This window comes from Pseudomonas amygdali (genome assembly GCF_002699855.1).
Taxonomy (GTDB): Bacteria; Pseudomonadota; Gammaproteobacteria; order Pseudomonadales; family Pseudomonadaceae; genus Aquipseudomonas; species Aquipseudomonas amygdali.
Window position 1 is genome coordinate 1 of record NZ_LKBW01000135.1, and the last position, 21628, is coordinate 21628.

Sequence of the window (21628 nt, forward strand, 5' to 3'; positions counted from 1 at the left end):
CAGGATGCAGGCCGCCAAGGCAGCGTAAGTGGATAATTGTCCAACCTTCGGGGGGCATACCAGAGCGTGAGGAACGATAATCTAACTACCGCCATCGTGCGACGCTCTGCGTCGAATGCCCTTCTGGACGCTCTGCGTCCGCTCCTAGATCCCGCTGAACCAGTTGTAGCCCTGATCCTCCCAGTACCCGCCAGGATTTTCGTTGCTGACGAAGATCTCGACGATGTGCTTGGGGTTCTTGAAGCCCAACTTGGTCGGCACTCGCACCCGCAGCGGGTAACCGTAATCCGGTGGCAGGGCGACTTCACCGAAGTCCAGCGCCAGCAATGTCTGCGGATGCAGCGCAGTAGGCATATCCAGGCTTGAATAATAGCGATCGGCGCACTTGAAGCCGACGAAACGTGCCGTGGTATCGGCACCGATGTACTCCAGAAAAGTCTTCAGCGGCACACCGCCCCATTGTCCTATCGCACTCCAACCCTCAATGCAGATCAACCGCGTGATGTCGGTGCGTTGCGGCAATTTGCGCAGTGCATCCAGCGTCCACGGCTGCTTGTCACGCACCAGCCCGGACACCGCCAGCCGATAGTCGGAAAGCTCCACCTCCGGCACGTTGTATTCGGGGTAGAACGCATTGAACGGGAACGGGTTGGTCAGCTGCGCCTTGCTGTAGGTCGGGGCCAGTTTCTGGCCGTTGAACAGCCAGGCCTGAACCCGGTCATTCCAGCGCGACATGGCCCACAGCACTTTGTCGACCTGATCGCCATCCTGCAGGTTGCAGCCGGTGAGCATCGACATCGCCCCCACTGTCAGCCCGGCGCGTAGAAACGAGCGGCGCTGGATATCAACCAGCTGGCTCTGCTGCGCAGGCTCCAGACGAATGCGCTGGGTGATGCGTTTACGAGGTTCGTTCATGGTTGCGCAGTTCCGTCTTCGTTCGGCTGGCGGCCGCCGGTAATCATGGGTAACAAGGTACTGGGCACCAGCACGACCAGCACCAGATGAACAACAACAAACGCGCCAATGGCCGTCATCGCGCCAAAATGCACCCAGCGGGCAAAATCGAACCCGCCCAGCAGGGCAACCAGGCCCTGAAACTGCACCGGTTTCCAGATAGCCAGCCCGGACACCACCACCAGCACGCCCATGATCAACACCAGCCAGTACATCAACCGTTGTACTGCGTTGTAACGGCCTTTGACGTGGGCCAGCCGAAAGTGCAGCGCATCACTCATGTCACGCTTCACTTCGGACGGGCGAACTGGCAGCAGATCGCGTTTGAAGTGGCGGCTGAATACGCCATACAGCACATACAGCAGGCCGTTGATCACCAACAGCCACATGACCGCGAAGTGCCAGGCAATGGAGCCGCCCAGCCAGCCGCCGAGTGTCAGGAATTTGGGAAAGGTGAATGGCATCAGTGGCGACGCGTTATAAATAGCCCAACCGCTCATGAACATGCAGACCATGCCCAAGGCATTGACCCAATGCGTCAGGCGCACCGGCCACGGATGGATAGGGCGGGTTTTCATGCGCAGATCCCTCTAGATCAGGTGTAACCGAGGATGTCAGCAGCAGCCTGCCACTGACAGCCTCGGCTGCGATTACATCGGCGGGGTAAAACCGTCCTTGCCGACTGCGACACCACGTGCCGACTTGCCGTCGTCAGCCGGGAACACCACGACCTTGGCGCCCTTGGTCAACTGATCAACCTTGCCTGGCTCGACGTAGGCGATAGGCACATCCTGCGGCACCACCAGCTTCTTCTCGCCACCCTCGTATTTGACGGTCAGCGTGCGGCCATCGGTGCCAGCCAACGTGCCAACGGTGCCATTGGTCATGGTGCCGGTACTGCCATCAGCGTTTTCCCAGCCATAGTGACCTTCGCCGCTGCCTTTGAGGCTGGCTTCAAAAACGGTCACTTCCAGCGCTTTCAGTGTGCCGTCCGCCTGCGGGATGGCAGCCGAACCTACAAAACTGTCGCCTTTGATTTGCTTGAAGTCAGCTTCGGACACAAGACGAATACCGGTCTTGTCAGTCAGCTTGATACTTTCGTGCTGACCCGAGCGGGTGGTGAAATCGAGGGTGTCGGCGCTTACGCTGTCGACGGTCCCGCGCATGGGTTTGACCACTTTCATGTCAGCAGCCTGAGTCATGACAGCAGCGCTGAGCAACAGCAGGCCGAACGTAGTAGAGAGTGCAGTCTTCATCGGTACTTCCTTGGCAGTTGATATCTGGAACCCATCCTTGCACCGCTACCGGCACCGCAGAATGACCGGGCAATGACATTTTTGTCATTCGCCGGACACCTTGTCGGCAACTGGTTAGACTTTGGCATCGGCGCACGTGGGTGCCTGCAAAAGCGTAGCGGACAAAACGATGCATATCCTGCTGATTGAAGACGACACCAAAACCGGTGAATACCTGAAGAAGGGCCTGGGTGAATCCGGCTACAAGGTCGACTGGACCCAGCACGGTGCCGACGGCCTGCACCTGGCACTGGAAAACCGCTACGACCTGATCGTGCTGGATGTGATGCTGCCAGGCATCGATGGCTGGCAGATCATCGAAGTGCTGCGCGCCCGGCAGGACGTGCCGGTGCTATTCCTGACCGCTCGCGACCAGTTGCAGGACCGGATTCGCGGGCTGGAGCTCGGCGCTGACGATTATCTGGTCAAACCGTTTTCCTTCACTGAACTGCTGCTGCGCATCCGCACCATCCTGCGCCGGGGCGTGGTGCGCGAGGCAGACCATTTTCATCTGGCCGACCTTGAACTGGACCTGCTGCGCCGCCGCGTGACGCGTCAGCAGCAGGTCATCGTGCTGACCAACAAGGAGTTTGCCCTGCTACACCTGTTATTGCGCCGCGAAGGCGACGTGCTGTCACGGGCACAGATTGCCTCGGAAGTCTGGGACATGAATTTCGACAGTGACACCAATGTTGTGGACGTCGCCATCAAGCGCCTGCGCAGCAAGGTCGACCTGCCCTACCCGGTCAAGCTCATCCACACCGTGCGCGGTATCGGTTATGTGTGCGAGGTGCGGCCATGCGACGCCAGCCTTCCCTGACCCTGCGTTCTACCCTCGCCTTCGCGCTGGTGGCGATGCTTACGGTCAGCGGCGCGGGGCTTTATCTGTACCAGTCCATAGAAGAAACTGTCATGCAACGCAGCGACCACGCGGTACTGGCGCGGCTCGATCATTTCCGCAAGCTGTTGCGCTATGACCTGACGATGGACAACCTCAAAGGCAGCCCGCAACTGTTCGAGAACATGCTCGACAGCGAGGAAGATATTTTCATCATCGGCGAACCTGGCAAGCCACCGGTGATATCGGTCAACCCGCAACGCGCGCCACTGCCAGAGCTACCGACCGTGGCGCAGGATCAGCCTTTACGGGTCGATGACCTGCGCAGTGGCCTGAGCCTGCAAGGCGTGCCGTTGCGTGCGGCGGCAGTACAGGTGATGTCCAATGGCGTTGCAGTGCGCTTGCAGGCCGCGCACCTGATGGTCAAGGAGATGGCCATGCTCGCCAGCTTCCGGCAGAGCATTTATATCGCCGTTGCACTGGCGTTCCTGATTACCGCCGTGCTGGGTTACGTATTGCTGCGACGCGGCTTGCGCCCACTGCGCAGAATGGCCGCCCACGCTGCCGCAATAACCCCGGCCAGCCTGCACAAACGGCTCGACAGCCACGACACGCCTGTCGAGCTGCAACAATTGAGCGATGCCTTCAATGCTATGCTTGACCGTCTGGACGACGGCTATCGACGCCTGATGCAGTTCTCCGCCGATCTGGCCCACGAGATTCGTACGCCGGTCGGTTCGCTGATGGGCCACTGCCAGGTTGCCTTGCGCCAGAACCGTAGCGCCGACGAATATCAGGTCCTGCTGGCTTCCAATCTGGAAGAGCTGGAACGTATCTCAAGGCTGGTGGAAAGCATCCTGTTTCTGGCTCGAGCGGACGAAGCCCAGGCCGCGCTGGAACGCCAGCCGCTGGACCTGCACGATGAATTGCAACGCGTGGCTGGTTATTTCGAAGGGCTGGCTGAAGAGCGTAATCTGCGGCTGAGCCACAGCGGACAAGGCACGTTGCTGGCCGACCCGATCCTGCTGCGCCGTGCACTGAGCAATCTGGTCGCCAACGCAATTCGCTATGCGAATGAAAACAGCGAAATCCTGATTCGTGTTGCGGCAGTTGATCGTCAGTGGCGAATCGAGGTAGAAAATCAGGGCCCGGTATTACCACAAGCCACGCTCGCGCGACTGTTCGACCGCTTCTATCGGGGTGACGCCTCGCGCCATGAGCGCTCGGACTCCAACGGCCTGGGGCTGGCCATTGTTACAGCAATCATGCACCTGCATGGCGGGCGGGCCGAAGTGGCTCAACCCGCCGCCGGCAGAATCTGCTTCAGTCTGATATTTCCAGCGGTCTGAATCTTCCAGACCGTAACGATCAATTCTTTTTCTCGTGGGCAATGGCCAGCTTGTAGAAAGTGGCCGAACCGCCTTCAGTGGTGTAACCGGTATTGTCCTGGGTGTAGACCCCTGCCTTGAAATAGAACAGTTTGCTGGCCCAGGCTGAATCCAGCTTGGCGTACCAGACTGCGTCGAACGCATTCACCGTCAGATCGCCAGACGGCGACAGGTTGATGGTGTAGTTGAACTGCTTATTGAGCGGCACACCCTGGGCGATGTTGATGACCTCGATTTCCGAGTCCGGCGTACGACGAAACTTGGCGACGATATTGCCGGTCTGCAGCTTCTCCTTGTACTGATACTCCACCTTCAGCAGCGGTTCGGTGCTCTGGTAGCAGTGAATCTGACCGATCACGATTTTGCCCGTGGAAGGCACTTGATCGACCTCCAGCGTCGCGCGCAGAAAATTGTCAGCGCTTGAGTAGGCCCAGTTGAAGACCCTGCCATCGGACGTCGTCTCGCGTAATTCGGAGCGCGGGTACTTGGCGTTCTCTGTGGTGGAACCGGTCACCGGTGCCCAGAAAAACAGCGTATCCCCGGATTGAAAATAGCCATCCCGATAACCCTTAACCAACTTGGGGGTTTCGATGATGGTCGCGGGACTTCCGACAGGGACGGAAAGATTCCAGGTGGCAAGGTCGATCATGGAGTAGCTCGCAAGGTACGCATTGCGCACCGACAGAATGGCTCTGGAACGGGCGTGCTGGCCCGTTGTGGTCAACCAGACTATCGGCTCAATCGTTTATTTTTTAAACAGCAACGACAACGCAATGACGCCAACAAACCGACACAAAAAGACCGATGCCATTACTTTGATGCCATATCCCTACACAAGGCAGATCGCCATCCATTTGCTGCAGACGGTGATTCATCAGGACCCTCCTATCGGGTGCCGCGCCATTTTTTTGAATGGTGCTGCGTAGATGCGCGGGATTTTTTGGCTTTTTACCGACGAACGGTAGCAATTATTTTTTGAAATAATGAACTTTCCCCGCTAAAAGCGGACTCGAACAGCCGTTCATCGCCTCTACGCCCTCTCAAAAAACCCTTTCGGGCGTCCCTGCAACCCAAAAAGCCCCACTGGGCAGTTACGGGTTGACTGTAAGAACTTGTTACGAGATATTAGTTAGCACCCTACTAATATCCTACCTAACAATATTATTCCTAACTAAATTGTTCACGACTCAGCCCCCGGTGATTCATGCCTGTCGACCCACTGCATCTCGCTGTCAGTAGCGGCCTGGTAGCCGCCTCTCGCCAATGGCGACGCATTTGCCAGAACACACTGGTCACCTATGAAATTTCTGAAGCATGTGCCGGGCCACTGCTGGCCATTGCGCGCCTGGGTGACGGCGTGCATCAGGTAAAAGTCGCGCAGGCGGCCGGCATGGAAAGCCCGACACTGGTGCGCCTGCTCGACCAACTGTGCAAGGCCGGCATCGTCTGCCGCAGCGAAGACCCCAATGATCGCCGCGCCAAGGCCCTCAGCCTTACGGACAAGGGTCGTGCGTTGGCAGGCTCGATAGAACAGGAGCTGACGCGTCTGCGGGCGGATGTGCTTCAGGGCCTTCAACCTGCCGATCTCGAAGCCACCTTGCGGGTATTTCAGGCCTTCGCCGAGGCTGCACAAGGTGAGCACGGGGGGCAGGTTTGAACGGATTTTTCTCCAGCGTCCCACCGGCACGCGACTGGTTCTACGGCGTGCGTACCTTCGGCGCGTCGATGCTGGCGCTGTACATCGCGCTGTTGATGGAAATGCCTCGCCCCTATTGGGCCATGGCCACGGTGTACATTGTCTCAAGCCCCTTTGTCGGCCCGACCAGCTCCAAAGCCCTGTACAGGGCCGCCGGCACCCTGGCCGGTGCAGCGGCGTCGGTGCTGCTGGTACCGATGTTCGTACAGACGCCCTTGCTACTGGCCATCGTGGTCGGACTGTGGACCGGCACCCTGTTGTTCCTTTCCCTGCACTTGCGCACGGCCAACAGCTACGCACTGATGCTGGCGGGTTACACCATGCCGCTGATTTCCCTGCCGGTGGTCGACAACCCGCAGGCCGTGTTCGACATCGCCGTGTCGCGTACCGAAGAGATTTTCCTCGGCATCATCTGCGCCGCCGTCGTGGGTGCAATGTTCTGGCCCAGACGTCTGGCACCGGTATTTCAGGCCACCACGGAAAAATGGTTCAGTGACGCCTCGACCTACAGCCAGCGCTTTATCAGCCGCACCTGTCAGCCCGAGGAAATCGGCGCACTGCGCAATTCGATGGTTGGCAGCTTCAACTCGCTGGAAATGATGATCGGCCAGTTGAGCCACGAGGGCGCACGCAAGCAAACCGTACGCAACGCCAATGAGCTGAGCGGCCGGATGATCCATCTCTTGCCGGTCATCGATGCACTGGATGACGCATTGTGGGCGCTGGAGCGACGCACGCCTGAGCTGTTGGCCAGCTTGAAACCCGTGCTGCAAAAGGCTTGCGACTGGCTTGAAAGCACTGCCGACGGCCCGCAACGGGAGCAATGGCAACTGTTGCATGATGAGCTGGAACGCCTTCAGCCGAACTCTACGCAACTGGACGACCGCGATCAGCTGCTGCTCTCCAACACGCTTTTCAGGCTCGGCGAGTGGATTGACCTGTGGCTGGATTGCCGGACCCTGCAATATGCGATCAAGACAGACGATCAATCGCCATGGAGAGCGGTCTATCGCCACTGGCGTCTGGGTCGGTTGACGCCGTTTCTGGACTGCGGCCTGATGCTCTATTCAGTGACCTCGACGGTGCTGGCGATCATCGCTGCATCGGTGTTGTGGATTCTGCTGGGCTGGAAAGACGGCGCCAGTGCCGTGGCGCTGGCAGCGGTGTCGTGCAGCTTCTTTGCAGCCATGGACGACCCTGCCCCGCAAATCTACCGGTTCTTTTTCTGGACTCTGCTTTCGGTGGTATTTGCCAGCCTGTACCTGTTCGTGGTGCTGCCTAACCTGCACGACTTTCCGATGCTGGTGCTGGCCTTTGCGGTGCCCTTCATCTGCGTCGGCACCCTGACTGTGCAACCGCGCTTCTTTCTCGGCACGCTGCTGACCATCGTCAACACCTCGTCGTTCATCAGCATTCAGAGCGCCTACGACGCGGACTTCATGAACTTTCTCAACTCCAACCTGGCCGGACCTGCCGGGCTGTTGTTCGCCTTTATCTGGACGCTGGTGTTCCGCCCGTTCGGGGTTGAACTGGCGGTCAAGCGTCTGACCCGTTTCAGCTGGCGTGACATCGCCAGCCTTAGCGAAGACGCGTCTCTGGCCGAACACCGGCGCATGGGCGTGCAAATGCTCGACCGTTTGATGCAGCAGTTGCCGCGTTTGACACTCACCGCGCAGGACACCGGGATTGCCCTGCGTGAATTGCGCGTCGCGCTGAACATGCTCGACCTGCTGGCCTACACCCGACGCGCCACGCCTGCGGCCCAGGTGCTGTTGCGTCAGGTGATCGATGAAGTCAGCGGCTATTTCAAACACTGTCGCAAGGCCGGTGAAAGGCTGCCCGCGCCCCGCGGCCTGCTGATGGCCATGGACCGCGCACGCCGTTCGTTGACGGCTCAGGAGATGGGCGACAACCCGGCCCGGTTGCATCTGTTGCACGCCCTCAGCGGCCTGCGTCTGGCCTTGTTGCCGGGGGTCGAGATTGTCACCGTCGGCGGCGAACTGACCGAGCAACTGCCGCATAACATCGATGGAGCGCCCCTGTGATCGGTGATCTGGATATCAGCGGGATCTTCATCCCCACGTTCCTGGCGATGATGGGCATCGCCTATCTGCTGTTTCTCGCCGTGCACGTGCTGCTGTCGCGTGCCCACTTCTACCGTCTGGTCTGGCACCGGGCTTTGTTCAACGTAGGTCTATACGCTTTGTTGCTCGGCGCCGTGGATACTCTAAGTCGATACCTGATGACATGAAAAAACCGATACTGACACTGGGCCGCGTGGTCCTGACCCTGCTGGTTGTCACTCTGGCTGCCGTCGTTGTATGGCGCATGGTGATGTATTACATGTACGCGCCGTGGACCCGCGATGGGCATATTCGCGCCGATATCGTGCAGATCGCGCCGGACGTGTCCGGGCTGATCCAGAAGGTCGAGGTCACCGACAATCAGCCCGTGCACAAGGGCCAGGTGCTGTTCACAATCGATCAGGACCGCTTCCGCCTGGCCTTGCGTCAGGCGCAGGCGACAGTCGCCGAGCGCCAGGAAACCTGGGAACAGGCACGTCGCGAGAACAGGCGTAACCGTGGCCTGGGCAACCTGGTGGCGCGTGAGCAACTGGAAGAAAGCCAGTCCCGCGAAGCCCGCGCCCTTTCTGCGCTTGGTGAATCAAAGGTCGCAGTGGATGCCGCGCAGCTGAATCTGGATCGTTCGGTGATCCGCAGCCCGGTGGACGGCTACCTTAACGACCGCGCGCCCCGCGACCATGAATTTGTCACCGCCGGGCGTCCGGTGTTATCGGTGGTCGATGCCGCATCGTTCCATATCGACGGCTATTTCGAAGAAACCAAACTGGACGGCCTTCATGTCGGCCAGGGCGTCGACATTCGTGTCATCGGTGACAACGCACGGCTGACCGGCCATGTGGTGAGCATCGTTGCCGGCATCGAAGACCGCGACCGCAGCAGTGGCTCGAACCTGCTGCCCAACGTCAACCCGGCCTTCAGTTGGGTGCGTCTGGCACAGCGCATTCCGGTACGCATTGCCTTTGATGACGTACCTGCCGACTTCCGTATGATCGCCGGGCGTACTGCAACGGTGTCAATCATCGACGATACGCAGGAGGGCACACGATGAAACGTGCCTTACGCATGGCCGCACTCGGTTTTACTGCCGTGTTGTCGGCCTGTCAGGTAGTCGGGCCGGATTACCAACTGCCCAAGGATGGCGCGATCAATCGTCCGGATTTACAGGGCGAACTGGCCGAGCGCTCGGTCAATACGGTATCGGCCCCGGTGCCTGCGCACTGGTGGCGGCTGTATCAGGATGCGCGTCTGGATGAACTGGTGCGCCAGGCCATTGCCTCTAATACCGACCTGCGCATCGCCGCCGCCAACCTGCAGCGCGCCCGCTACCAGACCTCGGAGGCCGAGGCGGCGGGCGGATTTACCAACGGCGCGAAAATCGGCGCACAGCGCGTGCAGGAATCGGGCGAAGCGTTTCTGCTGACTGACAAGGTGCCGGTCGCCAACGTCGGGGATGTGGGTCTGACTACGTCGTATCAGTTCGATCTGTTCGGCACCTTGCAGCGCGGTATCGAAGCGGCGCAGGCCAATGTCGATGCCAATCAGGCGGCGGTCGATACCGCACGCATCACCGTGGTCGCCGATGTGGTTCGGGCCTACACGCAGATTTGCGCGGCCAACGAAGAGCTCGACATCGCCCGCGAATCGCTGGACCTGCAGCAACAGAGCGTGACCCTCAACCAGCGTCTTCGCGATGCCGGGCGAGGCGATGAAACCCAGGTCACTCGCTCGCAGACGCAGTTCAAGTCATTGCGCGCCGAAATGCCCCGTTACGAAGCGCGGCGTCAGGCGGCGATGTTCCGCCTGTCGATGCTGCTGGCTATACCTGTGGAGCAACTGCCCGCCGGGGTCAGCAGCTGCAATGCGCTGCCGCACATTGCGCAGGTCATGCCGGTAGGCGACGGCGCAACACTGCTCAAACGCCGCCCGGATGTGCGTCAGGCTGAACGTCATCTGGCGATGTCGACTGCGCAGATCGGTGTTGCCACCGGCGAGTTGTATCCGGACATCAGCATCGGCCCGAGCATCGGTACTACCGGCCTGATCGAGAACCTCGGCAAACCGGCCGCCAACCGCTGGGGCTTCGGGCCGCTGCTGAACTGGACCATCCCGTCCAACGGCTCACGCGCACGCATCCATCAGGCTGAAGCCTCCGCGCAAGCTGCACTGGCGCGCTTTGACGGTGTGGTGCTCAACGCCATCCGTGAAACCCAGACCGGTCTGGCGCAATACACCGCCCTGCTCGACCGTCGCGATGCTCTCAAGGAAGCCGAACAATCGGCCAAGGAAGCGGCTGACCAGACCCACCGCTTCTATCAGGCCGGACGCGCCTCGTTCCTCGCTGACCTGCAAGCCACACGCACTTACACCGACGTGCGCGCACAAATGGCCGAAGCCAACACCCAGGTGGCCATGGGACAGATCAACCTGTTTCTGGCGCTCGGCGGCGGCTGGGAGAAGGATGACGTGGCGCAGAAGTAGTAAAGGCGCTCGCCTCGCCATCAGGCCTCGTTCGGATTGATCAGTGCCCTCAGGACATGGTCTTCCCAAACTCCGGCAATTTTCAGGTAGGCGCGCGCGTACCCTTCCTTTTCGAAGCCGAGTGATTGCAGAAGTCGCTCGCTACGTACATTGGCTGGCATGTGGCTGGCCATGATTCGATGCAGCCCCATCTGTTCGAAACAATAGCGATTGCTCACCTCAAGCGCCCTTTGCATCAAGCCACGCCCCTGAGCAGTCTCTGCCAGCGAGAAGCCGAGGTTGCAGGCCTGAAAAACGCCCCTCACGATATTCGTGTAACTGCACCGCCCCAGCAATTCGCCGCCGTCTGAGTCGATGACGAGGAAGAAAACCGCGCTGCCGGACTGCATGCTTTCCCACTGCTGCTGAACCCTGGATCTGGCGTTTTCGAGAATGAAATAGTCATCGTCCCTGAACGGTTCCCAAGGCTGCAGATGCTTGCGATTGGCCTTTTCGTACCGGTTGATCAACTCGCAATCATCAAACGCCAATACCCTTATAGAAAAGCCCTCACCTGAATACTGCATGCATCCTCCCGCGTCAGTCATTGCCGACGCTCACCACCTGGCTTGTTATACCTGATGATTCCAGCACTGGACGCTCTACGCCACAAGAGGACGCGGAGCGTCCAGAACGGCATGCGACGCAGAGTGACGCATGATAGTTGCGATGATCGTTCCTCACGCTCCCGAACGGCATGCGGCGCAGAGCGACGCACGATAGTTGCGATGATCGTTCCTCACGCTCCCGAACGGCATGACGACGCGGAGAGACGCACGATAGTCAGGGTATCGTTACTCACGCTCCGCGTGGGAATGCCGTTCTGGACGCTGCGCGTCCGATCTTGAGGGGGCGGAGCGTCACATCTTCGTGAGAGGACGCTCGACTCAGACTTCCAGTGCCCGCAGGCGTTCCTGGCGGCGTTCGTCCTCGACAGTCGTTGCAGGCTGGAGCACAAAGTCGAAGTCTATGTCTGCGTGGCGGCCGTTGGCGTCTTCGGTGAAGCGAATTTCGGCGATCAGTTCATCGCGCGTGGCGTAGGCAAAATCATCGTGCAGGTACTTGTCGCCCGCCAGATTGATCTGCGTGGTCAGGTGACGATGGCCAGGCACTGAAATGAAGAAATGAATGTGTGCCGGACGTTGACCATGACGACCCAACTGGTCGAGCAATTGCTGAGTCGGCCCATCCGGCGGGCAGCCGTAGCCTGATGGCACGATGCTCTGGAAGCGGTAGCGCCCTTGTGCATCGGTGCGGATCCGGCGACGCAGGTTGAAAGCCGATTGCGACGGGTCGAAATACGAGTAGGTGCCCCCGGTATTGGCGTGCCACACATCGACGATGGCATTGGCCAGCGGCGCTCCATCGGTGCCGCGAACCTGGCCGGTCATGAACAGTACGGTTGCAGGGTCCTGACCATCGTCCAGGCGGGCATAGTGATCGGACAGCGGAGCCCCTGCGACATACAGCGGCCCTTCAATGGTCCGCGGGCTACCGCCCGTCTGCCCGGCCTGTTCGTCTTCAGCGTCCATCAGCAAATCAAGGTAATGCTCGAGCCCCAGCCCCGCGACCAGCAAACCGGCTTCCTGACGGCTGCCAAGCACGTTGAGGTAATTGACGGCTTTCCAGAACTCTTCCGGCGTAATGCTCAGGTCTTCGATGATTTTTATCGTCTCGGTCAGCACCCGGTGCACAACGCTTTTCATCCGCGGGCTGCCACCCGGCTGGTCAAGGCCGCAAGCCTCATTGAAGAACTGTTGCACATCATCGGTCTGGGAAATGCGTACGCTCATGGTCTTTTCCTCATCGGTGTTCATTGTTGTTTTGTCGGTGTCGGGCTGAAAAGGTACGAACTCAGCGGTCGTCTTGATGGATGGAAGACGGGTGCCTGCACAGGGCCGTAACCTCGATTTCCATGTAGGGATAAAGCGGCAGTTGCAGCAATGTGTCGTGCAGTGCCTGGGCGTCTGCCACATCAAAAATACTGACGTTGGCGTACAGCCCGGCGATGCGCCACAGATGGCGCCAGGTGCCCTCTTGCTGCAGGCGCTGGGCCAGGGCTTTTTCATCAGCCTTGATTCGAGCTGCCTTGTCGACCGGCATATCGATCGGAAGTTTGACGGTCATGCGGACGTGGAAAAGCATGTTGTGGGTATCCTCGTGGCTAGTCTTGTGCTCCGGCAGATCAGCTGCGGGCAAAGTGCGAAAGACGCTCAGCATCCAGCTCCAGCCCAAGCCCTGGGGTGTCGGGGATGATCAGTTGAAAATCGCGATAGACCGGAGGCTCGACCAGAATGTCTTCGGTCAGCAGCAGTGGCCCGAACAGTTCGGTGTGCCACTCCAGCCGGTCGAGTGTGGCGAAGGCGTGAGCTGCTGCCAGCGTGCCGACGCTACCCTCCAGCATGGTCCCGCCGTACAAACCAATACCGGCGGCTTCGGCAATCGCAGCGGTGCGCAACACGGCACGCGGGCCGCCGACCTTGGCGATTTTCAGAGCGAAAATCGACGCTGCACCCGACTGCGCCAGCGCAAAGCTGTCCTGCACCGACTCAATGGCTTCATCGGCCATCAATGGAATCGGGCTGCGAGCATTCAGACGAACCATGGCCGCGCGGTCGTGGCGCGAAAGCGGCTGCTCGATCAACTCGACGCCTGCCTCTGCAAGCAACTGGCAGCCACGTATGGCCACCGCCTCGCTCCACGCCTGATTGATGTCGACACGCACGCTGGCTCGATCACCCAATGCCCGCTTGATCGCCGCAACATGAGCGATATCACGGGCGGGTTCACCGGCACCGATCTTCAGCTTGAAATGCCGGTGACGGCGCCTCTCCAGCATGTGCTCGGCTTCTTCGATGTCCCTGCCGGTGTCGCCACTGGCCAGTGTCCAGGCCACTTCCACACCGTCGCGCACGCGCCCGCCAAGCAATTCGGCAACCGGCAACCCAAGGCGCTTGCCCTGGGCATCAAGCAGCGCCGTTTCAACCGCCGAACGCGCGAACGTATTGCCGCGAACGGCACGATCCACGCGCTGCATCAACGCGTTGAGGTTGGTGGCGTCTTGCCCGACAAGAAGCGGAGCGAACCATTTGTCGAGGTTCACCTTGATGCTTTCCGGGCTCTCTCCGGCATACGCCAGACCGCCGATGGTGGTGGCCTCGCCGATACCGATAATGCCGTCACTGCACCGAATGCGCAGGATGACCAGTGTCTGACCATGCAGGGTATGCATGGCCAGTTTGTGCGGACGAATCGTCGGCAGGTCGACGATCAGGGTCTCGAAACGTTCGATCGTGATGGCACTCATGGGGGTTCCGTCTGCTGTGTAATTGTTCTGGAGCAGCGACTGGCGTCAGGCGGCCGGTCAAACGCTGCTGTCGGCGAATTTCTCGAAGTACAAACGCGAGGCGTCCAGCGAATGCCCGTGCAGCCAGTCCTTGATGGACTCGACCATCGGTGGCGGCCCGCACACATAAATGTCCGTGGGTACTTCGGCCAATGCAGCGGCGTCCAGGTGATCGACGATGTAACCGCGCCTTCCGCTCCAGTCGGCCTGCTCTTCGCTGACCACCGGGACAAACCTGAACCCGGGAATCTGCTGGCTGTAGGCTTCAATTCGCGCCAGCTGGCAAAGGTCCTGCGCCGTACGCACGCCGTAATAAAGGTGCACGGGCTGCCCGCAGCCTCCTTTGGCGGCGATCTGATCGAGCATGCCGAGGAAGGCGGACAGCCCCGTACCTCCGGCAACAAGCGTCAGCGGCCGATCGACATGGCGCAGGTAGAACGTGCCCAGTGGTGCTTCGAACTGAATCACGTCACCCACCTGGCAGCGGTCACGCACGTAGTTGCTCATCGCCCCGTCAGGTAACAGGCGAATCAGGAACTCCAGCGTGTTACTGCCGGGAGCATTGGCAAACGAGTAAGAGCGACGCAGATCAGTGCCGGGAATTTGTAACCGGGCGTACTGGCCGGGCAGATAATCCAGCCCACTGTTCTGCTCATCCAGCGTCACCTGAACAATGGCGGTGCCCTGCGAAACCAGTTCGACCTGGCTGACCTTGCCTTGAAGGGCGCTCGGGCCGGTGTTGTCACACAGACTGGAGGCGAAATCGAAGTAGAACGCAGCATCGGACTTCACCCGGGTCTGGCAGCTCAGCACCTTGCGTTGCGCCAGGTCGCTGGCCGAAAGCGCCTCATCGTCCACGTAATCCTGTGTGTACTGCCCCGACTCGCAACGCCCCTGACAGGTGGCGCACACGCCTTCGCGGCAATCCATCGGCAACGTGATCCCGCTGCGTAACGCAGCATCCAGCAACAGTTCATTGTTCTGCACGTTGCAGAACAGCGTCTTGCCGTCAGCAAAACTGAAAGCGACCTTATAAGTCATGTCCGCTCCGCTACCTCAGAGGTGATAGAAATCGAGCACCGAGTTGATGGTGTCGTTGAGCAGCACCACGTGTTTGCGGGCGATTTTCCAGCTGTCGCCATCAGGACGCAGGCGATAGCTGGCGCGTCCGAAGAACTGCTCCGCAACTTGCAGGCGGTAATACAGGGTGTGCCAGTTGACCTGCACGTCCAGTTCGCCCGCCTGCCCATTTGCACCCTCACCCGCAGGTGCGATGCGCACATTGCTGATCAGGTGCAGCGTGCGCGGCATCGGGATGGTTGACGCCGCTTTGCCGGTACGCAGGCGGTAGACACGATCTTCCAGGCCACCGCGGTTGGGGTAATAGATCAGCGACATGCCTTTTCTGGGATCGGTGGTGTAGACATGCTCCGAATCCCACTGCGGCAGGTGGAACTCGCTGTCTTCACTGAACAGGTCCAGGTAGCGATCCCAATCCTGGGCATCGCAGACTTCGGCCATGTGGTACAGGAACTGCTCGATGCGGTACTGCAATTGGGCGCTCATGTTCAGACCTCACGCAGTTTCAGGGAGTGTTCTTCAGCGGCCTTGCGTGCCAACCCTTCAAGCAGGAAGCGCTGCCAGTTACCGTGCTGATTGACGTACAGCCCTTCGTGGGTGAACTCGGTGCCGGTGAGTACCGGCGAGATGCCGATGGCCTCGCTGTTGGGTGTTGCCCCGTCGACCCATTTTTCGTACCCGCGCGAGATGTCGCTCCAGCGTTCCAGGCGCGCCTGAAAGCCACGCTGGGCCTCGCGAAACTCCACCAGGTCATCCGGCGTGCCCAGCCCGGACACATTGAAAAAGTCTTCGAACTGGCGGATGCGGTTTTCGCGGTCGGCGTCGGACTCACCCTTGACGCCCAGGCAGAAACTGTTGATTTCGGTCTTGTTCCAGGCCAGCGGGCGGATAATGCGCAGTTGCGAGCTGATCTGGTCGAGGAAGAACATGCTCGGGTAGATGTTCAGGTTGCGCAGCCGGTGCATCATCCATTCAGCCTTGCTCTGCCCGTATTCCTCCACCAGGCGCGGCATGATGGTCGCGTAACCGGGGCGTACGCTCGGGTTGGGCATGTCGCTGAACAGCAGGCTGTGACCGTTATGAAACGAGAACCAGCCGTCGTCGGTGTCTGCATCACCGGCCCCCAGCTTGCTGTAGTCCAGCGTACTGCCCGCCGCTGCGCCCTTTTCGGCGTTGACCTGCTGGCGGTGCTGCACCGTGGCGACGTAGTTATAGTGCACGGTACTGACGTGATAACCGTCCAGACCGTTTTCGTTCTGCAGTTTCCAGTTGCCGTCGTAGGTGTAGGCCGACTTGCCCGGCAGCACTTCCAGTTCACCGGTAGCCGACTGCGCGACCATCATGTCGAAAAACACCTTGGCATCGCCCAGGTAGTCGGCAAGGCTGTCGCTGCCATGCACATCGAGGCTGATGAAAACAAACCCCTTGTAGCTTTCGATGCGCGCCTTGCGCAGACCACGCGTGGCCTTGTCGAAGCCTTCCGGGTACTCGCCGGGCGCCTTGACCTTCACCAGGCGACCATCGCTTTTGTAACACCAGGCATGGAACGGGCAGGTAAACGTCGACTGGTTACCCTTGCCGACCCGGGTCAGGGTGGTGCCGCGATGCTGACAGGCGTTGATCAATGCATTGAGCTGGCCGCTGCCATCACGGGTGATGATCATCGGCTGGCGACCGGCGCGCATTGTCATGAAGTCGTGATTATTGGCAATTTCGCTTTCATGACAGGCGTAGATCCAGTTCTTTTCGAAGATCAGTTCCATCTCCAGATCGAACAGCTCGGGCTCGGTGAACATCTCCCGGGCAATGCGGTACACACCTTCGACGGGACGAAAATCCAGACAACCTTCAACGAAGTGCTGCCATTGGCTTACGGTTTTTGCGCTGCTCATCAGGGGGCTCCTTTTTAGAGTCATCAGCCTTGAACTGATTGAACGCCCCGCAGCACTGCCCTTCTATCCGTTTTCCCGGCAGAACGTATCCGTTTTGCGGTTATTTGCAGTAAGTGGATAGAGGCGGCATACGCGCTGCAGTAACGTGAGCAGAACCTGATCAGAACCAGACCGGACTTACCGGCAGACCTACCGGCAGGGCATCGATATGAAGAGTGAAGCTGTTTTGCCCAACGACTTGCGCGCCCATGGCCTTCATGCCGCGCACCATGATCTGGACGGCGCGCGGGCCTGGATGTCGACCATCTGCGGCCCGCACAGCCTTCAGGCCAGCGCTCCGCATTGCCTGGAATTCGAACATTCGGCGAACGTGCTCAGCGCAATGTCTACGGTGCTGGGGCGTATCCAGTACGGCACCGATGTGGTGATCGGCGTCGAGCCCGGCAGTTCGTTGAAGAGCTACAGCATCAGCCTGCCGCTGGACGGCGAGCAGGAGCTTGACTGCGGCAAGGGGCTGTTGCGTTCCAATGCCGGAGCCGGGCTGATTATTTCGCCGTTCGACTCGCAGCGACTGAGCATCACCGGCAACTGCCGCAAGTTGCAGGTGGCGATTGACTGCTGCTCAATGCAGCGCGTGCTGGACGAGTTGCTGGAGCGCCCGGCCCAGGCGCCGCTGGTGTTTGAGCCGTGTATCAACGCGGAGCTGGGTGCCACGGCGTCGTGGTGGCGCATGGTGCGGTATCTGGTCGATGAAATGGACGGCGACTGCGACTATTTCGAGCACCTGCCGATGGCGCGGGACCTGGAGCGCAGCCTGATCAAAGGCTTGATTCTGTCGCAGCCGAACAACTATTCGGCGGCCCTGAACGACAAAGTCCAGAGCCGCTGCCCGGCCTTTCTGAAACGGGCGCAACAGTTCATCGAAGACCATTGCGGCGATGATATCCACCTGATCGATATCGAACGCGCGGCCGGTATAGGGCCGCAGAAACTGCACGACAGTTTCAAGACGCACTTCGGCGTCTCGCCCGTGGCCTACCTCAAGCGTTTTCGACTCCAGTCGGCGCGACGCAGCCTGTTGCAGGGGCACAGTGGCTACAACATCGCGGCCATTGCCTCGCAATGGGGCTTCAATCATCTGGGGCGCTTTGCACAGGACTACCAGCGCCTGTTCGGCGAGCTGCCGTCGCAGACGCTGGAACGCGGCAGCCGACACTGATCGCCCCTGTGCAACGCTCTTTGTCATCCACAAATCTGCTTTGATTGGCCGCAGGCCCCCACGAGACTTATAACTATCGTGCCAATGCTCCGCGTTGGCATGCAGTTCGTGACGCTCTGCGTCACAAATCTTCAGCCTGGCGAGACAGTAGCCGTAACCGCTAACGATCAAAGCGCTCGGCGAGGCTCCTCAAACCCTCCACCTGATGGCCGATTTCCTCACTGATGCGTCGGCCATCCAGTGCCTTGGCCGCACTTTGTCGCGAGGCGTCGGCGATCCGCATGGCTTGCTGGTTCAGGTCTTCAGCGACCTGCCCCTGCTGCTCCATGGCGCTGGAGATCTGTACGCTCATGGAGGAAATCCGGTCCAGCGCTTCGTTGACCTGAGAGAAACTTTCACGCACCGACGTGACCGCTGTCATGCCTTGCCGGGAAAGCGTCTGCCCCTCATGGGTGAGCTGCACCGTCTGTTCGGTGGTCTGGCGAAAACGCTGCAACAGCGGCTGAATATTCAGCGTGGCTTCCTGGGTGCGGGTCGCCAGTTGCCGAACCTCATCGGCCACCACGCTGAAGCCGCGCCCGGCATCACCGGCACGCGCGGCTTCGATGGCGGCATTGAGCGCCAGCAGGTTGGTCTGTCCGGCAATGTTGCTGATGATGTCAGTGATGCTGCCGATGGATTCGGTTGCCGTCGAAAGCTCGCCGGCCGCAGCGGAAATTTCGGCGACCGAGGCATTCAACCGCTGCATGGCCGACAAGCTCTGTTCAGCCAGGGCTTGCCCCTGACTGGATTGTTCCACCGCCTGGCCGGTGGCTTCGGCACTGTGTTGCAGGTTGCGAGAGACCTCCTGGATGGTCGCAGTCATCTCGCTCAACGCCACCACCGACTGATCGGACTCACTGCGTTGCTCTTCGAGTCGCCGGGCCTCGTGGCCGATCAGTTCATGCAGCGCGCCCATGTGCTCGTCAATCAACCGGCCACTCATGCCAATCCGGCTGAGGGCGGTTTGCAGACGCGCCTCCCCGGCGATCAAGGCCATGTTGACCAACGCTGGCGTAGCGCTCAGGTCAGCGTACAACCCGGCCAGCGCAGGGGCGGCGAACGCTTTGGGGTGCGACGCCAGTACCGCCCGCACTTGCCGGTTTTGACGCCAGCTCTGCCAACCCGTGAGCACAAGGACACCCAGCAATGCGCTGGCACCTTGCAGCCAGGCCGACTCCAGAGCCGCGCAGGCCAGAGCGATGCCGGAACCGACCAGCAGAGTCGGCCAGCTCCACGACAACCAGCGAGTCATCGCCGCAACCGCCGAGACCGGCGAGCCGCGACGCTGCCAGCGGGCAAAAAACACCTGAGCACGGTGTTGTTGCTCACTGCTCAACGGCAGATAGATTGCACCGTAACCCTGCACGCCTTCGCTGCCATACACCGGTTTGATGTACACATTGTGCCAACGCTGGCTGCCGTCCCTGTGACGGTTGCAGACGATGCCCATCCACGGCGTGCCCTGACCCAGCGTCGACCACAGGCTTGCAAAGACAGCGGCGGGCATCAACTCGTGACGAAGCAGCGTAACCGAGGCCTCCAGTAGCTCATCGCGAGCGTAACCATGTTCGCGGGCAAATCCATCGGAGCAGTGCTTGATCTGACCTTTGAGGTTGGTCCGGCAAATCAGTGCAGGCCTGCTGGGTGCAGAGCTATTAGAAGGAATGGTCATATCGAAAACTCGCACGCAGAAAAAAAGCCTGTCGCAACGACAGGCAAAACCCGAGTCAGCTGTGGAGCAGCGCCTGCGGTGATTTAAAAATGGTGAACGTAGCGCATCTGCACGCGACTGCCGTCAGGACGATTTTCGACATCCTGTTCGAAGTACGCGTTGACGAACACATGGTCGTTTTGCGAGAAGCTGTACATCGCACCTGGCCCGATTGCCCAGACTTTTTCCCTGCGCCCGGAAACGTCGTGACCGTCGACCTGGGTGTCGGTGATCTGCTTGAGCCAGTAACCGTTGATCCCCAGCCGAAGCTGATCGGTGACCGCATACTCAGTCACGAAGTTGGCGTGCAGCGCCTGCCCTGCCTGAATATCGCTGACATTGCCGAACGACTGTGCCGGGTCGTCATTCTTGCCGTTGTACAAGTAGTGCGCTCGAACCGACGCCGTCCACTTCGGCGTGAACCAGTAGGTCGCAGCCCAATACGGATTGAACGACCAGGCGTTGTTGCCAGGGTTAATTGCGTGTTTGTCGTCGTACTCGCCGGTAGGCAGGTTGACCTGCAACTCAATGCGCTGCACGAAGCGCGGCCCGGCTGGCCCCATCACCGGGTCGAACTGAATGAACGGCCCGATCAACAGATCGCCCATACCGGTCTGGCCGCGCAACGCGGCGTTGTTCAGCCCGTCGTCGACCTTCATGCGCGTCACCACAGGCAATACTGCGTTCAGCCCCAGGCTGGCGTTGCCCAGACGCACGTTCGACAGGTAGCTGAGCTGCGTCACCGCGACCTGATAATCCAGATCCTGCTTCGGCAAACCCAGGGCTTTGCCGTCCTTGTCGCGCAGGCGATCAGCGCTGTAATTCTGGAAATACTCTTGCAAGTACCATCCGGGACCTGCGGGCAAACCGCCGTCCAGAAAGCTGGTCAGGCCCAGATTGACCACCGGCAAGTCATAGGCACCGGCCCCTTGTGCGATCAATAAACCCGCCCCGCAAACACACATCAGTTGCGTTTTTATGCGTTTATCTCCCCGTTTTTCTGCATGTCGTGCGGCAGGCTTACTGGGCCAGTCCGGGGTGCGCGGCGGCAATCCGGTACTGGCCTGCGTGAAAGACCAGCGGTTCTGCGCCGCTGTATCGGTAATGCTCGATTTCGCCGATGAAGATCAGGTGGTCACCGCCCTCGTACTGGCGCACGTTGCGGCACACCAGCGTAGCGACCACGTCATCGAGCAGCGGTACGCCAGCCGTACCGGCCGCGTGTGCCACGCCGGCGAACTTGTCGCTGGAAGGTCGGGAAAAGTGCCGCGACAGGCCATGCTGCTCGGCACCGAGCACGTTGATCGCAAAGTGGCTGGCCTCGCAGAAATCGTTCAGGCTCGGTGCGCTGCGTGCCAGGCTCCAGAGCACCAGCGCGGGCTCCAGCGAAACCGATGAAAACGAGTTGGCGGTCATGCCCACCTTGCGTCCGTCGGCAGTGCAGGTCGTTATGACCGTGACGCCAGTGGCGAACTGGCCCAACAGACCGCGCAAGTCGCGGGGGTCAGAGTCTTTCGCGTCACACAGTGGCTGGGTGGTTTCGATATCAGTGCTCATAGGGACTCC

23 protein-coding genes are annotated in these 21628 nt (G+C 60.0%); 9 read left to right on the forward strand and 14 right to left on the reverse strand.

All coding sequences use genetic code 11. The features are described 5' to 3' along the window. Positions 1 to 144: 144 nt before the first annotated feature. From AO277_RS11410 to AO277_RS11420, 3 genes are all read right to left on the reverse strand, one after another. Positions 145 to 915: a molybdopterin-dependent oxidoreductase gene (locus AO277_RS11410; RefSeq protein ID WP_002554189.1), complete on the reverse strand. Its 771-nt coding sequence runs from the start codon at positions 913 to 915 to the stop codon at positions 145 to 147. Then, positions 912 to 1532 (reverse strand): cytochrome b/b6 domain-containing protein, encoded by a 621-nt coding sequence (locus AO277_RS11415; protein ID WP_044318015.1) that lies wholly within the window; start codon positions 1530 to 1532, stop codon positions 912 to 914. The genes AO277_RS11410 and AO277_RS11415 overlap by 4 nt, the downstream gene beginning before the upstream one ends. 72 nt (positions 1533 to 1604) lie before the next feature. Continuing rightward, the gene (locus AO277_RS11420) at positions 1605 to 2210 is read right to left on the reverse strand and encodes a hypothetical protein (protein ID WP_002554191.1); all 606 of its coding nucleotides are present in this window, start codon (positions 2208 to 2210) and stop codon (positions 1605 to 1607) included. Positions 2211 to 2379: 169 nt separating this feature from the next. On the opposite strand from AO277_RS11420, the gene AO277_RS11425 reads away from it, so the two are divergent. Together AO277_RS11425 and AO277_RS11430 are read left to right on the forward strand one after the other, a co-directional pair. Next, the gene (locus tag AO277_RS11425) at positions 2380 to 3069 is read left to right on the forward strand and encodes a heavy metal response regulator transcription factor (RefSeq protein WP_002554192.1); all 690 of its coding nucleotides are present in this window, start codon (positions 2380 to 2382) and stop codon (positions 3067 to 3069) included. Beyond that, positions 3048 to 4436 (forward strand): heavy metal sensor histidine kinase, encoded by a 1389-nt coding sequence (locus tag AO277_RS11430; protein WP_031597597.1) that lies wholly within the window; start codon positions 3048 to 3050, stop codon positions 4434 to 4436. The genes AO277_RS11425 and AO277_RS11430 overlap by 22 nt, the downstream gene beginning before the upstream one ends. A 19-nt stretch (positions 4437 to 4455) precedes the next feature. Here AO277_RS11430 and AO277_RS11435 read toward each other — a convergent pair whose 3' ends face one another. After that, the gene (locus tag AO277_RS11435; RefSeq protein WP_002554193.1) at positions 4456 to 5124 is read right to left on the reverse strand and encodes a polysaccharide lyase family 7 protein; all 669 of its coding nucleotides are present in this window, start codon (positions 5122 to 5124) and stop codon (positions 4456 to 4458) included. A gap of 54 nt (positions 5125 to 5178) precedes the next feature. On the opposite strand from AO277_RS11435, the gene AO277_RS11440 reads away from it, so the two are divergent. The 6 genes from AO277_RS11440 (at position 5179) to AO277_RS11465 (ending at position 10733) form a co-directional block, all read left to right on the forward strand. Beyond that, on the forward strand, positions 5179 to 5454 hold the full coding sequence (locus AO277_RS11440) for a hypothetical protein (RefSeq protein WP_161795777.1): 276 nt from the start codon (positions 5179 to 5181) through the stop codon (positions 5452 to 5454). 225 nt (positions 5455 to 5679) lie between these two features. After that, positions 5680 to 6132 carry a MarR family winged helix-turn-helix transcriptional regulator gene (locus AO277_RS11445; protein ID WP_044318017.1) on the forward strand — a complete coding sequence of 151 codons (453 nt, stop codon included), beginning with the start codon at positions 5680 to 5682 and terminating at the stop codon, positions 6130 to 6132. Further along, complete coding sequence (locus AO277_RS11450) at positions 6129 to 8216, forward strand: FUSC family protein (protein WP_044318018.1); 2088 nt, start codon at positions 6129 to 6131, stop codon at positions 8214 to 8216. The genes AO277_RS11445 and AO277_RS11450 overlap by 4 nt, the downstream gene beginning before the upstream one ends. After that, positions 8213 to 8422, forward strand: a complete 210-nt coding sequence (locus AO277_RS11455) for a DUF1656 domain-containing protein (protein WP_044318019.1) — start codon at positions 8213 to 8215, stop codon at positions 8420 to 8422. The genes AO277_RS11450 and AO277_RS11455 overlap by 4 nt, the downstream gene beginning before the upstream one ends. After that, the gene (locus tag AO277_RS11460; RefSeq protein ID WP_044318020.1) at positions 8419 to 9303 is read left to right on the forward strand and encodes an efflux RND transporter periplasmic adaptor subunit; all 885 of its coding nucleotides are present in this window, start codon (positions 8419 to 8421) and stop codon (positions 9301 to 9303) included. Before AO277_RS11455 ends, AO277_RS11460 begins: the two co-directional genes overlap by 4 nt. Next, positions 9300 to 10733 carry an efflux transporter outer membrane subunit gene (locus tag AO277_RS11465; RefSeq protein WP_044318021.1) on the forward strand — a complete coding sequence of 478 codons (1434 nt, stop codon included), beginning with the start codon at positions 9300 to 9302 and terminating at the stop codon, positions 10731 to 10733. Before AO277_RS11460 ends, AO277_RS11465 begins: the two co-directional genes overlap by 4 nt. Before the next feature lie 20 nt (positions 10734 to 10753). On the opposite strand, the gene AO277_RS11470 is transcribed toward AO277_RS11465, so the two are convergent. The 7 genes from AO277_RS11470 to antA form a co-directional block, all read right to left on the reverse strand. Continuing rightward, complete coding sequence (locus AO277_RS11470; RefSeq protein WP_004657079.1) at positions 10754 to 11299, reverse strand: GNAT family N-acetyltransferase; 546 nt, start codon at positions 11297 to 11299, stop codon at positions 10754 to 10756. Positions 11300 to 11659: 360 nt separating this feature from the next. Then, the gene (gene catA, locus AO277_RS11480) at positions 11660 to 12565 is read right to left on the reverse strand and encodes a catechol 1,2-dioxygenase (RefSeq protein WP_044318022.1); all 906 of its coding nucleotides are present in this window, start codon (positions 12563 to 12565) and stop codon (positions 11660 to 11662) included. A gap of 61 nt (positions 12566 to 12626) precedes the next feature. After that, positions 12627 to 12917 carry a muconolactone Delta-isomerase gene (gene catC / locus AO277_RS11485; protein WP_044318049.1) on the reverse strand — a complete coding sequence of 97 codons (291 nt, stop codon included), beginning with the start codon at positions 12915 to 12917 and terminating at the stop codon, positions 12627 to 12629. 40 nt (positions 12918 to 12957) lie between these two features. Next, positions 12958 to 14079 (reverse strand): muconate cycloisomerase family protein, encoded by a 1122-nt coding sequence (locus AO277_RS11490; protein ID WP_044318023.1) that lies wholly within the window; start codon positions 14077 to 14079, stop codon positions 12958 to 12960. Positions 14080 to 14136: 57 nt separating this feature from the next. Continuing rightward, a complete protein-coding gene (gene antC, locus AO277_RS11495; protein ID WP_002554203.1) occupies positions 14137 to 15159 on the reverse strand; it encodes an anthranilate 1,2-dioxygenase electron transfer component AntC in 1023 nt (340 codons plus the stop codon). A 15-nt stretch (positions 15160 to 15174) separates the two neighbouring features. Continuing rightward, positions 15175 to 15684 carry an anthranilate 1,2-dioxygenase small subunit gene (gene antB, locus AO277_RS11500; protein WP_002554204.1) on the reverse strand — a complete coding sequence of 170 codons (510 nt, stop codon included), beginning with the start codon at positions 15682 to 15684 and terminating at the stop codon, positions 15175 to 15177. Positions 15685 to 15686: 2 nt separating this feature from the next. Further along, entirely contained in the window at positions 15687 to 17090 is a 1404-nt protein-coding gene (gene antA / locus AO277_RS11505; protein WP_002554205.1) for an anthranilate 1,2-dioxygenase large subunit, read from the reverse strand. Between the two features lie 208 nt (positions 17091 to 17298). Here antA and AO277_RS11510 point away from each other — a divergent pair, with 208 nt between their 5' ends. Beyond that, complete coding sequence (locus AO277_RS11510) at positions 17299 to 18309, forward strand: AraC family transcriptional regulator (RefSeq protein ID WP_044318024.1); 1011 nt, start codon at positions 17299 to 17301, stop codon at positions 18307 to 18309. A gap of 160 nt (positions 18310 to 18469) precedes the next feature. On the opposite strand, the gene AO277_RS11515 is transcribed toward AO277_RS11510, so the two are convergent. The 3 genes from AO277_RS11515 to AO277_RS11525 all read right to left on the reverse strand — a co-directional run bounded on the left by AO277_RS11515 (position 18470) and on the right by AO277_RS11525 (position 21619). After that, positions 18470 to 20023, reverse strand: coding sequence for a methyl-accepting chemotaxis protein (locus tag AO277_RS11515; RefSeq protein WP_044318025.1), 1554 nt, complete (start codon positions 20021 to 20023; stop codon positions 18470 to 18472). Positions 20024 to 20106: 83 nt separating this feature from the next. Continuing rightward, complete coding sequence (locus AO277_RS11520) at positions 20107 to 21027, reverse strand: SphA family protein (protein ID WP_080899183.1); 921 nt, start codon at positions 21025 to 21027, stop codon at positions 20107 to 20109. 55 nt (positions 21028 to 21082) lie between these two features. Continuing rightward, the gene (locus AO277_RS11525; RefSeq protein ID WP_002554209.1) at positions 21083 to 21619 is read right to left on the reverse strand and encodes a flavin reductase family protein; all 537 of its coding nucleotides are present in this window, start codon (positions 21617 to 21619) and stop codon (positions 21083 to 21085) included. Positions 21620 to 21628: the final 9 nt, after the last annotated feature.

Bases quoted from the DNA above. Each gene is read 5' to 3' on its own strand.
- AO277_RS11460 (WP_044318020.1), top strand. From the start codon at position 8,419: ATGAAAAAACCGATACTGACACTGGGCCGCGTGGTCCTGACCCTGCTG.
- AO277_RS11420 (WP_002554191.1), bottom strand. From the start codon at position 2,210: ATGAAGACTGCACTCTCTACTACGTTCGGCCTGCTGTTGCTCAGCGCT.
- catC (WP_044318049.1), bottom strand. From the start codon at position 12,917: ATGCTTTTCCACGTCCGCATGACCGTCAAACTTCCGATCGATATGCCG.
- antB (WP_002554204.1), bottom strand. From the start codon at position 15,684: ATGAGCGCCCAATTGCAGTACCGCATCGAGCAGTTCCTGTACCACATG.
- AO277_RS11410 (WP_002554189.1), bottom strand. From the start codon at position 915: ATGAACGAACCTCGTAAACGCATCACCCAGCGCATTCGTCTGGAGCCT.
- AO277_RS11525 (WP_002554209.1), bottom strand. From the start codon at position 21,619: ATGAGCACTGATATCGAAACCACCCAGCCACTGTGTGACGCGAAAGAC.
- AO277_RS11430 (WP_031597597.1), top strand. From the start codon at position 3,048: ATGCGACGCCAGCCTTCCCTGACCCTGCGTTCTACCCTCGCCTTCGCG.
- AO277_RS11465 (WP_044318021.1), top strand. From the start codon at position 9,300: ATGAAACGTGCCTTACGCATGGCCGCACTCGGTTTTACTGCCGTGTTG.
- AO277_RS11415 (WP_044318015.1), bottom strand. From the start codon at position 1,532: ATGAAAACCCGCCCTATCCATCCGTGGCCGGTGCGCCTGACGCATTGG.
- antC (WP_002554203.1), bottom strand. From the start codon at position 15,159: ATGACTTATAAGGTCGCTTTCAGTTTTGCTGACGGCAAGACGCTGTTC.
- catA (WP_044318022.1), bottom strand. From the start codon at position 12,565: ATGAGCGTACGCATTTCCCAGACCGATGATGTGCAACAGTTCTTCAAT.
- AO277_RS11520 (WP_080899183.1), bottom strand. From the start codon at position 21,027: ATGTGTGTTTGCGGGGCGGGTTTATTGATCGCACAAGGGGCCGGTGCC.
- AO277_RS11445 (WP_044318017.1), top strand. From the start codon at position 5,680: ATGCCTGTCGACCCACTGCATCTCGCTGTCAGTAGCGGCCTGGTAGCC.
- antA (WP_002554205.1), bottom strand. From the start codon at position 17,090: ATGAGCAGCGCAAAAACCGTAAGCCAATGGCAGCACTTCGTTGAAGGT.
- AO277_RS11435 (WP_002554193.1), bottom strand. From the start codon at position 5,124: ATGATCGACCTTGCCACCTGGAATCTTTCCGTCCCTGTCGGAAGTCCC.
- AO277_RS11510 (WP_044318024.1), top strand. From the start codon at position 17,299: ATGAAGAGTGAAGCTGTTTTGCCCAACGACTTGCGCGCCCATGGCCTT.
- AO277_RS11515 (WP_044318025.1), bottom strand. From the start codon at position 20,023: ATGACCATTCCTTCTAATAGCTCTGCACCCAGCAGGCCTGCACTGATT.
- AO277_RS11425 (WP_002554192.1), top strand. From the start codon at position 2,380: ATGCATATCCTGCTGATTGAAGACGACACCAAAACCGGTGAATACCTG.
- AO277_RS11470 (WP_004657079.1), bottom strand. From the start codon at position 11,299: ATGCAGTATTCAGGTGAGGGCTTTTCTATAAGGGTATTGGCGTTTGAT.
- AO277_RS11490 (WP_044318023.1), bottom strand. From the start codon at position 14,079: ATGAGTGCCATCACGATCGAACGTTTCGAGACCCTGATCGTCGACCTG.